Origin of the sequence: Staphylococcus sp. Marseille-Q1834, assembly GCF_916858875.1 — a bacterium.
GTDB lineage: Bacteria > Bacillota > Bacilli > Staphylococcales > Staphylococcaceae > Staphylococcus > Staphylococcus pragensis.
Genome location: NZ_CAKASN010000002.1, coordinates 485,491 through 497,123, shown reverse-complemented (window position 1 = coordinate 497,123; position 11,633 = coordinate 485,491). Strand labels below are relative to the sequence as shown.

The 11,633-nt window shown below is 33.0% G+C and carries 9 protein-coding genes; 8 read left to right on the top strand and 1 reads right to left on the bottom strand.

The window, feature by feature from the left end; all coding sequences use genetic code 11:
- Positions 1-116 precede the first annotated feature (116 nt).
- Positions 117-806 (top strand): metal-dependent hydrolase, encoded by a 690-nt coding sequence (locus LIX58_RS11550; protein WP_226386339.1) that lies wholly within the window; start codon positions 117-119, stop codon positions 804-806.
- A gap of 120 nt (positions 807-926) precedes the next feature.
- Here LIX58_RS11550 and LIX58_RS11545 read toward each other — a convergent pair whose 3' ends face one another.
- Complete coding sequence (locus LIX58_RS11545) at positions 927-1,340, bottom strand: universal stress protein (RefSeq protein ID WP_126567093.1); 414 nt, start codon at positions 1,338-1,340, stop codon at positions 927-929.
- Positions 1,341-1,567: 227 nt separating this feature from the next.
- Here LIX58_RS11545 and LIX58_RS11540 point away from each other — a divergent pair, with 227 nt between their 5' ends.
- The 7 genes from LIX58_RS11540 (at position 1,568) to pfkA (ending at position 11,616) form a co-directional block, all read left to right on the top strand.
- Positions 1,568-2,866 (top strand): DRTGG domain-containing protein, encoded by a 1,299-nt coding sequence (locus LIX58_RS11540; RefSeq protein WP_126567092.1) that lies wholly within the window; start codon positions 1,568-1,570, stop codon positions 2,864-2,866.
- A 66-nt stretch (positions 2,867-2,932) separates the two neighbouring features.
- Positions 2,933-3,871 (top strand): DHH family phosphoesterase, encoded by a 939-nt coding sequence (locus LIX58_RS11535; protein ID WP_154837444.1) that lies wholly within the window; start codon positions 2,933-2,935, stop codon positions 3,869-3,871.
- A 25-nt stretch (positions 3,872-3,896) separates the two neighbouring features.
- Positions 3,897-7,094, top strand: coding sequence for a DNA polymerase III subunit alpha (locus tag LIX58_RS11530; protein ID WP_154837446.1), 3,198 nt, complete (start codon positions 3,897-3,899; stop codon positions 7,092-7,094).
- Between the two features lie 158 nt (positions 7,095-7,252).
- The gene (locus LIX58_RS11525; protein WP_226386338.1) at positions 7,253-8,482 is read left to right on the top strand and encodes an NADP-dependent malic enzyme; all 1,230 of its coding nucleotides are present in this window, start codon (positions 7,253-7,255) and stop codon (positions 8,480-8,482) included.
- 186 nt (positions 8,483-8,668) lie between these two features.
- Positions 8,669-9,535, top strand: coding sequence for an acetyl-CoA carboxylase, carboxyltransferase subunit beta (gene accD / locus LIX58_RS11520; protein ID WP_126567088.1), 867 nt, complete (start codon positions 8,669-8,671; stop codon positions 9,533-9,535).
- On the top strand, positions 9,528-10,475 hold the full coding sequence (locus tag LIX58_RS11515; protein ID WP_154837450.1) for an acetyl-CoA carboxylase carboxyltransferase subunit alpha: 948 nt from the start codon (positions 9,528-9,530) through the stop codon (positions 10,473-10,475). Before accD ends, LIX58_RS11515 begins: the two co-directional genes overlap by 8 nt.
- Positions 10,476-10,647: 172 nt before the next feature.
- Positions 10,648-11,616: a 6-phosphofructokinase gene (gene pfkA, locus LIX58_RS11510; protein WP_126567086.1), complete on the top strand. Its 969-nt coding sequence runs from the start codon at positions 10,648-10,650 to the stop codon at positions 11,614-11,616.
- Positions 11,617-11,633 lie beyond the last annotated feature (17 nt).

Below are 11,633 nucleotides of genomic sequence, written 5' to 3'. Positions count from 1 at the left end.
TTTAGAAAAATGAACTACTACGATCACGTTATCTCGCGCATTTTCTTTAAAAAGTGTTATAAAATTTATGTGCTAGGGTATACTACAACTAACAAGCTATTAGGAGGCTATCAATTATGAAACTTTCATTTCATGGTCAATCTACTATTTATTTCGAAGGAAACGGAAAAAAAGTAATTGTAGATCCGTTTATATCTGGTAATGAAAATTGTGATTTAGATGAACAAAGATTAGATGTGGATTACATCATCTTAACGCATGGTCACGCTGATCACTTTGGCGATGTAGTGGAACTTGCTAACCGTAATCATGCGACTGTCATTGGTTCGGCAGAATTACAAGGTTATTTATCAACATATCATGGCGTTGAGAATGTTCACGGCATGAATATTGGAGGAAAAGCCAAGTTTGATTTCGGTACTGTAAAATATGTTCAAGCATTCCATAGTTCAAGTTTCACACATGAAGATGGCATTCCAGTTTATCTAGGCATGCCTATGGGTGTGATTATTGAAACTGAAGGTAAAACAATTTATCACACTGGCGATACAGGTTTATTCAGTGATATGAAATTAATTGCAGAACGCCATCCTGTAGACGTATGTTTCGTACCAATTGGTGATAACTTCACAATGGGTATTGATGATGCTAGTTATGCAATTAATGAATTTATTAAACCTAAAATTTCAGTACCAATTCATTACAATACGTTTCCATTAATTGAGCAAAATCCTCAAGAATTTAAAGATGCAGTAATAGAAGGGGAAGTTCAAATCTTAGAACCTGGAGAAGCTGTAGAGTTTTAAATAAATAGAAGAATGTTTCGTATTCTCAATATACGATAAATAGAAAAACTCCTATTATATGAGTGGATAACATATGTTTCAAGTCACTCTATAATAGGAGTTTTCTAATATTGAATAAAGTCATTTAACAATTAATACTGGAATAGTCGCACGTTTAGCTACTTTATGACTGACACTACCAAGTACAAATTTCTTTTGAGTTTCAGCTTTACGGTTACTTAGCACAACGATTTCGTATTTACCACTATTAGCATGTTTAACAAGTTCATCTTTAGGATTTCCTCGCACGATGATTTGATCAAAATTAATGCCATAGTCTTCTAAAATATTTCGTGTTTTTTCAAGTTCTCCACTGCGTTTCTCAGTGAGTTCTTCTAAATGTGTGCCACCTTTAATAGATGCTTGAGCATCTTGTTCTCCAATTACATTAAAGATAGTAACAACTGTATCTTCACCAGCTAATTTTGATACTTCTTTCAATGCTTTTTCATTTTTTAAATGTGTGTCAACGCCTAATAATATATGTTTATACATAGGACATTCCTCCTTTAATATAATTATATATAATGTAAATTTATTTTTCCAACGAATATATTTATAATTATTAAATAACGATAATCATTAAATTATTTTGATATTATTATTTTTTATCCGGAAAATGTGTGAAAAAGGAGATTTACTAGGTGTTTTACCAAAAATCGATTTTTTCTAAGTAAAAAGTTATAATATATAGGACATTGTCAGTTTAAAGAGGTAGTTGAATGACTAAACATGAACAAATAATAGCGTATATTGAATCTTTAAAAATCGGTCAAAAAATTTCAGTTCGAAAAATAGCAAAAGTCTTGAGTGTATCTGAAGGTACTGCTTATAGGGCGATAAAGGATGCAGGTCAATTAGGATTGGTAACAACGATTGATCGCGTAGGAACTGTGCGTATTGATAAGAAAAACCGTGAAGAAATTGAAAATTTAACATTTAATGAAATCCTTAAAATTATCGAGGGGGAAGTCATTGGTGGTAAAAATGGCTTAAGCAATAGTGTATCTAAATTTGCCATAGGTGCAATGGAGCTTAAAGATGTCGTAAAATACATCAGTCACCAGACTTTGTTGATTGTAGGGAATCGATCTGATGTACAGTTAGAAGCTCTAAAGAAAGGAAGCGGAATACTCATTACCGGAGGTTTTAAACCCTCTCAAAACATAATTGATTATGCCGATAGTCATAATTTACCAATTTTATCATCGAATTATGATACGTTTTTAGTGGCTAATATTATTAATAGAGCAATGTACAATCAAATGATACGTAAAGAAATCTTGGTTGTAAATGATATAGTTAAACCTATTAATGATATGACAGTTATATTTGATGAGATGGGTATTGAGGATTATAAAGCACGTGCGAAAGTGACAGGGCATTCTCGTTTTCCAGTTGTAGATAGAAATTGGAAATTAGTAGGCATTATTACTAGTAAAGAGGTTATTCACATGCAAGCTGAAGATACAGTTAGTAAAGTGATGACTAAACGACCTATCAATGTAGAATTAACAACAACTGTGGCAAGTTGTGCGCATCTGATGATATGGGAAGGTATTGAAATTTTGCCAGTAACTACGAGAAATAAAAAAGCAATCGGAGTCATAACTAGAGATGATGTATTAAAAGCGATGCAATTAATTGGTAGACAACCTCAGATTGGTGAAACAATTAATGATCAAATTGCTAAACATATCACTATCACTCAAAATGATATTACAGTAGAAGTTTCGCCATTATTAACGAATCAATACGGTACATTAAGTAAATCTGTATTTGTAGCAATAATTGAAGAAACAATTAAACACGAGTTACGTAAGTTTAAAAAAGTAGATGTAATGATTGAAAGTTTGAATATCATATATATTAAAACTGTCCCTATTGAAACATTCATAAATGTTTCGTATGAAATGTTAGATGTAGGTAGAAACTTTGCGAAGTTAGAAGTTACAATGATGAGTGGTAACGAAAGAGTAGCGAACGCAATGATTATTTGCCAAATGTTTGAGGATATTTAATTAGTAAGTCATGCAGTCTGTTTGGAGCTGCATTTTCAAAAAATAAAAATTGAGGAGAAATCATTTATGGTAGGAATATTTAATGAAATTATGCAAAAAATTGAAGAAGCGGATACGGTCATCATTCATAGACATGTTAGACCAGATCCTGATGCGTATGGTTCACAACTTGGATTAAAATTATATTTAGAACGCAAGTTTCCTGAAAAAACAATATATGCGGTAGGACAACCAGAAGTATCGTTAGAATTTATCGGTAGTTTAGATGAAATTGCGGATGAGGTTTATGAAGATGCATTAGTAATTGTATGCGATACGGCGAATGCGCCACGAATTGATGACCAAAGATACAGTAATGGTAAAGGGTTAATTAAAATTGACCATCACCCAGCTACTGATCAATACGGTGAAATCAATTATGTAAATACTGAAGCTTCATCCACAAGTGAAATCATCTTTGACTTTATTACGCATTTTAATGACTTCAATATTATCGATGCTGCTGTTGCACGTGTCCTTTATCTGGGTATAGTCGGCGATACTGGTAGATTTATGTTTAATAATACAACACCGCATACGATGGAAGTAGCGAGTCAATTATTGAAATTCTCATTCGACCATAATGCAGAATTAAATAAAATGTCGGAAAAAGATCCTAAAGTGATGCCTTTCCAAGGTTATATCTTCCAAAACTTTGAATTGAGTGAAGATCATGCATTTTGCCAAGTGAGAATTACTAAAGAAATATTAGAAGAATATCAATTATTGCCGAATGAAGCATCTCAATTTGTAAATACTGTAGCTGATATTCAAGGCTTAAAAATTTGGGTATTCGCTGTTGATGAGGGAGACCAAATAAGATGTCGCGTACGCTCAAAAGGCATTATCATTAATGATGTTGCTAATCAATTTGGTGGGGGCGGCCACCCGAATGCGTCAGGCGTTTCTGTTTATAGTTGGGAAGAGTTTGAGAAGTTAGCAGAAGCATTACGTCAAAAATTATAAATTTTAAAATGAAAGGAAGTCATGTATGGTTGCACATTTAAATATTCACACAACGTATGATTTATTATATTCAAGCTTGAAAATCGATGATGTTGTTAAAAAAGCGCAACAAAATGGCTATGAGGCGTTAGCAATAACAGATACGAATGTTTTATATGGCTTCCCGAAATTTTATGATGCTTGTAACGAACATCACATTAAACCCATCTTCGGTATGACCATTCACTTGTCGAATGGATTAAATACCATTGAAACAGTGTTACTTGCCAGAAATAATAAAGGGTTAACTGCTTTGTATCGATTATCATCTGCTATTAAGATGAAGGAGAAAGACCTTGTGCCCTTAGATTGGTTACATAAATATAGTGCTGATCTTGCTATTATTTTTAAAGAGGCTCAAGAAGATCATCAATCTATCATTAATGAATTTGCTAATCATAAAGCGATATATATCAATCACACAAGTGATGCATCAATATATGATTTAAAAACAGTTTGGCTAAAAAATGCTAGGTATCTTGATGCGAAAGATATAGATACTATACCAGCTCTAGAAGCAATTAAAAACAATACAAAGTTAGATTTAGTCAACGATGTCGAGGATATTGAGGAACATTTTTTATCAGAAAATGAACTTCAAGAAATGAAGTTATCTGATAAAATACTGCACAATACTGCAGAACTTGTAAATCAATGTACAGCTGAAATTGAATATCATCAAGATTTATTACCTAAATTTGAAACACCAACTGGCGAAAGCTCTAAAGATTATTTATGGTCACTGTTGCAACAAAAGTTACAGGAATTCGATTTACATCGAGATGAACGTTACGAAGCTCGCTTAAAGCATGAATATAAAATTATAACAGATATGGGTTTTGAAGATTATTTCTTAATCGTAAGTGACTTAATTCATTATGCAAAAACTCATGATGTCATGGTAGGGCCAGGGCGTGGTTCATCAGCAGGATCACTAGTTAGTTACTTACTTGGCATTACAACAATTAACCCGATTAAATATAATTTGCTATTTGAACGTTTCTTGAATCCTGAGCGTGTAACGATGCCAGATATCGATATAGACTTTGAAGACACCAGACGCGAAAAAGTGATTCAATATGTTCAAGAAAAATATGGTGAGCACCACGTGTCTGGTATTGTAACATTTGGTCACTTATTGGCTCGAGCGGTTGCTAGAGATGTTGGGCGAATTATGGGGTTTGATGATATTACTCTTAATGAGATATCTAAGCTTATTCCACACCGTTTAGGAATCACTCTGGATGAAGCGTATCAAAACGATGATTTTAAGCAGTTCATTCACCGAAACCATCGTCATGAGAAATGGTTTGAAATCAGTCGCAAATTAGAAGGGTTACCTAGACATACTTCTACTCACGCAGCAGGTATTATCATAAATGAGAAACCACTTTATAATTATGTGCCATTAACAACAGGGGATACAGGCTTATTAACGCAATGGACAATGACTGAAGCAGAGCGATTAGGCTTATTAAAGATTGATTTCTTGGGTCTTCGAAATCTTTCAATTATTCACCAAATTATTACACAAGTTAAGAAAGACTTAAATATAGATATTGATATTGAAAAAATACCGATGAATGATGAGAATGTATTTGCGTTACTTTCAAAAGGTAATACCACTGGCATTTTCCAATTAGAATCAGAGGGTGTGAGAAAAGTACTGGTTAGACTTCAACCAGAACATTTTGAAGATATCGTCGCTGTAACCTCTTTATATAGACCAGGTCCTATGGAAGAAATACCAACTTATATTTCAAGAAGACATAATCAAAGTGATATTCAGTATTTGCATCCTGATTTAGAGCCTATATTAAAACGTACGTATGGAGTTATCATTTATCAAGAGCAAATTATGCAAATTGCTAGTCAGTTCGCAAGTTTTAGTTATGGGCAAGCGGATATTTTACGTCGCGCAATGAGTAAGAAAAATAGAACCGTATTAGAAAATGAGCGTCAACATTTTGTAAATGGTGCCGTTGAAAATGGTTATGATGAAGCGGTAAGTAAACAAATCTTTGATTTAATACTTAAATTTGCTGATTATGGTTTCCCAAGGGCGCATGCAGTTAGTTATTCAAAAATAGCCTATATTATGGCTTATTTAAAAGTACATTATCCTAATTATTTTTATGCCAATATACTCAGCAATGTAGTAGGAAATGAAAGTAAAACTGCGACTATTATTGATGAAGCAAAAAGTCAAAACTTAAATATCTTGCCTCCTGATATAAATAAAAGCCATTGGTTTTATAAAGCGACTGAATCTAATATATATCTGTCGCTTGGTGCTATTAAAGGTGTAGGCTATCAGAGCGTGAAATTAATCGTCGATGAGCGATATCAGAATGGGAATTTCAAAGACTTCTTTAACTTTGCTAGAAGAATCCCTAAACGAATTAAGACAAGGAAATTGCTTGAAGCACTTATATTAGTTGGCGCATTTGATAGTTTAGGTAAGACTCGGGCTACATTGCTAAGTGCTATTGATCAAGTTTTAGATGACGTTTCTAATGTAGAACAAGATGACTTTTTATTTGATATGTTGACGCCTAAACAGACATATCAAGATAAAGAAGAACTCAGTGATCAAATGATTAGCAATTATGAAAAAGAATATTTAGGATTTTATATTTCAAATCATCCCGTTGAAAAATTATTTAACAATAAACAATACTTAGGGATTTTTAAGCTTAAACATCAGATAAACTCTAAACCAATTTTAGTGCAAATTGATAGAGTTAAACAGATTCGCACAAAAAACGGTCAAAATATGGCATTTTTAACGCTTAATGACGGTTGTAATACTATAGACGGGGTCATCTTCCCTGATAAATTTAAGCAATTTGAAACCGTTTTGAAAGAAAATGAAATTGATGTCGTATATGGCAAATTTGAAAAAAGAAATCAACAAATTCAATTAGTGGTCAATTATTTAACTACGGTAGATCAATTTGAAGAGAACCGAATTAAAAAGGCGAATCAAATTATTATTCGAAATGTGACAGATATTGAGGAAGTAAAACAGCATCTTTCAAATAGCAAAGAAAATAATATTGAAGTAATGATTTATAACGAAACGTCTAATAAAACAATGACATTAGGTTTCATTAAAAGAGAAAGGGACTACCTCAGTCATTTTATTAATCTATTTAAACCGAGCGATATAAGGATTGTATAACTTTTATATGTAAAAATTTTATGATATAGTTAACTGATGATTAATAAGATAAAATCATCAGTTAATTTTATTTTATATACACATTTGAGTTAAGATAAAAAATAAGTTGTTCGCAATTTTCGTTTAAAAAATATAGATGATTAACAGGGGTTGATTTGATGTCTTTAAGAGATGACGCTTTACAAATGCACAAAGAAAATCAAGGTAAATTAGAAATAATGCCTAATGTAAAGGTAACGAATAAAGAAGAACTGAGCTTAGCTTATTCACCGGGCGTAGCTGAGCCATGTAAAGAGATTCATGAAGATCCTCGTACTGTATATGATTATACTATTAAAAGAAATACAGTTGCTGTTGTCACAGATGGTACAGCAGTATTAGGTTTAGGAAACATTGGCGCTGCTGCTAGTATTCCAGTTATGGAAGGGAAAGCAGTTCTATTTAAAAGTTTCGCAGGAATTAATGGTGTACCTATCGCATTAGATACAAAAGATACTGAAGAAATAATTAGAACAGTTAAACATATTTCACCTAACTACGGTGGTATTAATTTAGAAGACATTTCAGCGCCACGTTGTTTTGAAATTGAAGAGAGATTAAAGAAAGAAACAAATATTCCAGTATTCCACGATGATCAACATGGTACTGCTATTGTTACAATGGCTGGTTTAATTAATGCCCTAAGAATTGTTAATAAAGATTTATCAGATATTAAAGTAGTGCTTAATGGAGCTGGCGCTGCTGGTATTGCAATTGTAAAACTTTTAGATGCATATGGTGTTAGAAATATGGTTATGTGTGATTCTAAAGGTGCTATTTATGAAGGACGTTCTCATGGTATGAATGAGACTAAAGAATACGTTGCTAAATTTACAAATAAAGACAAAGTAGATGGTTCTTTAGAAGATGTTATCAAAGATGCAGATGTATTTATTGGTGTATCTGTAGCAGATTTATTATCTAAAGAAATGGTACAAACTATGGCTGATGATGCAATCATCTTTGCTATGGCTAACCCTAATCCAGAAATCAAACCTGATGATGCTAAAGAAGCTGGGGCTAAAGTAGTTGGTACTGGACGTTCAGATTTCCCTAACCAAATTAACAACGTACTTGCATTCCCAGGTATCTTTAGAGGCGCTTTAGAAACTGAATCAACTCACATTAATGAAGATATGAAGAAAGCAGCGGTTGAAGCGATTGCTAATTTAATTGAAGAAGATGAATTGAACCCTGACTACTGCATTCCTGGACCATTTGATAAAAGAGTAGCACCTTCAGTGGCCCGTGAAGTTGCTAAAGCAGCAATGGAATCAGGTGTAGCTCGTATTGATGTTGACCCTCAAAAAGTGTACGATAAAACAATGAAATTAACTGATTTAAAATAATAAAAAGTTATTTAATCCAACTTGTTAAATAATTAACCAATAATTCAGTTTGCTATATTTACAGAGAAATTATGAATTAATATTTATTCATAATTTCTCTCTAATATTTTGCAAGCGATTAAAGATGCAAATTCAACATTTTTGTAAACTATAAGGTTGTTTGATAGGTTACGTGGAGGTTTACACATGTTTAAAGATTTTTTTAATAGAAGTAGTAAGAAAAAGAAATATTTAACAGTACAAGATTCAAAACAAAATGAAGTTCCAGCAGGTATAATGACTAAATGTCCTAAATGTAAAAAAATTATGTATACAAAAGAATTATCCGAAAATTTAAATGTATGCTTTAATTGTGATCATCACATTGCATTACCTGCTTATAAAAGAATAGAAGCGATTTCAGATGAACATACGTTTGAAGAATTTGATAAAGGAATGACATCTGCTAACCCATTAGATTTTCCAGGTTATCAGGAAAAAATTGAAAAAGATCAGAAGAAGACAGATTTAAATGAAGCAGTGGTAACAGGTACTGCAGAATTAGAAGGCATCAAATACGGAATTGCTGTTATGGATGCACGTTTCAGAATGGGTAGTATGGGTTCTGTAGTCGGAGAAAAAATTTGTCGTATTATTGATTATTGTACTGAGCATCGTTTGCCTTTCATTTTATTCTCAGCTAGTGGTGGTGCGAGAATGCAAGAAGGTATTATATCATTAATGCAAATGGGTAAGACGAGCGTCTCTTTAAAACGCCATTCTGATGCTGGTTTGCTATATATTTCTTATTTAACTCATCCGACAACGGGCGGGGTATCAGCGAGCTTTGCTTCTGTAGGAGATATAAATTTAAGTGAACCAAAGGCTTTAATTGGCTTTGCTGGTCGTAGAGTCATTGAACAAACTATTAATGAGAAATTACCAGATGATTTCCAAACTGCTGAATTTTTATTAGAGCATGGTCAACTTGATAAAGTTGTGCATCGTAAAGAAATGAAAACAACGCTTGCTCAAATTTTAAAAATGCACCAAGAGGTGAAACCGAATGCTTGATTTTGAAAAACCATTATTTGATATAAAGAATAAAATTGAATCTTTAAAAGAATCTCAAGAAAAAAATGATGTTGATTTGCAAGATGAAATTGATTTATTAGAAGCTTCTCTTGAGAGAGAAACGAAAAAGATTTATACAAATTTAAAGCCGTGGGATAGAGTACAAATCGCACGTTTACAAGAAAGACCTACTACACTTGATTATATACCTCATATTTTTGATTCTTTTATTGAGTTACATGGAGACAGAAATTTCAGAGACGATCCAGCAATGATAGGTGGCATCGGTTATTTAAACGGACAAGCAGTAACAGTAATAGGACAACAACGTGGTAAGGATACAAAAGATAATATTTATAGAAACTTCGGTATGGCTCATCCAGAAGGATATCGTAAAGCTTTAAGATTGATGAAACAAGCTGAGAAGTTTAAGCGTCCTATTTTTACCTTTATTGATACTAAAGGTGCTTATCCGGGTAAAGCTGCAGAAGAAAGAGGTCAAAGTGAATCTATCGCTAGAAATTTAGTTGAAATGGCTTCACTTAAAGTTCCAGTAATCGCTATTGTCATTGGTGAAGGCGGTAGTGGTGGCGCACTAGGTATCGGTATTTCTAATAAAATTCTAATGCTTGAAAATAGTACATATTCAGTTATTTCTCCTGAAGGTGCATCGGCATTATTATGGAAAGATAGTTCATTAGCTAAGATGGCTGCAGAAACGATGAAAATTACTGCTAAGGATTTACATCAATTAAATGTAATTGATGAAGTAATCAATGAACCACTTGGTGGCGCTCATAATAATATCGAACAACAGGCTAAAGACATTAAAACTGCATTTGTTAAACACTTAGATGAATTAAATAAGCAAAGCGCGGATGAATTAGTCGAAAATAGATTTAACAAGTTTAGAAACATCGGTTCTTATAATGAAAATTAATTTTGAAACTAGAAATCAATACTTTGATTTCTAGTTTTTTTATATTGAATAAGTTAATTTTAATATATAAAACGTTTACATCAATATAAAGCACCTATATTAATGGAACACCTAAAAAAATTGTGGTAATTTAATACTAAAGATAATTCTAGTTAGGAAAGGGTATGTCGTCATGAAGAAAATTGCGGTATTAACAAGTGGTGGAGATTCACCAGGCATGAACGCTGCTGTTAGAGCAGTAGTGCGTAAGGCGATTTATAATGATATTGAAGTTTATGGAATTTATCAAGGTTATCAAGGTTTATTAGACGATGATATTCATAAACTTGAATTGGGCTCAGTTGGAGACACTATCCAACGTGGAGGCACCTTCCTTTACTCTGCTAGATGTCCACAATTCAAAGAAGCTAGTGTTCGTAAAAGAGGGATAGAGAACTTACACAAGCATGGAATTGAAGGTTTAGTTGTAGTAGGTGGAGATGGTAGTTACCGAGGTGCACAACGAATTAGTGAAGAAACGAAGGATATTAAAACTATTGGTATTCCTGGTACGATTGATAATGATATTAATGGTACTGATTTTACAATTGGGTTTGATACAGCTTTAAACACTATCATTGAGAGCGTCGATAAAATTCGTGATACAGCGTCAAGTCATGCTAGAACTTTTATTGTTGAAGTAATGGGGCGTGACTGTGGTGATTTAGCTCTATGGGCTGGATTATCAGTAGGGGCTGAAACTATTTTAGTACCGGAGGCGCACACAGATATTAAAGACATTGCGGAAAAAATTGAAAAAGGTATCAAACGTGGTAAAAAACATTCTATAGTGATGGTCGCTGAAGGTTGTATGACTGGACAAGAATGTGCGGATGAATTAATGAAATATATTAATGTTGATGCACGTGTTTCTGTTTTAGGTCATATCCAACGTGGTGGTAGTCCATCAGGTGCTGATAGAGTACTTGCTTCGCGTTTAGGTGGTTATGCTGTAGAGTTATTAATGGAAGGACAATCTGGTAAGGGCGTTGGTATTAAAGACAACAAACTTACTGCAACACCGTTTGAAGACATTTTCAATAAAGATGATCATAAATTTTATAAAGATATTTATGAATTAGCTAAAGAGTTATCTATTTAATTTAGGAGGCTTTTATA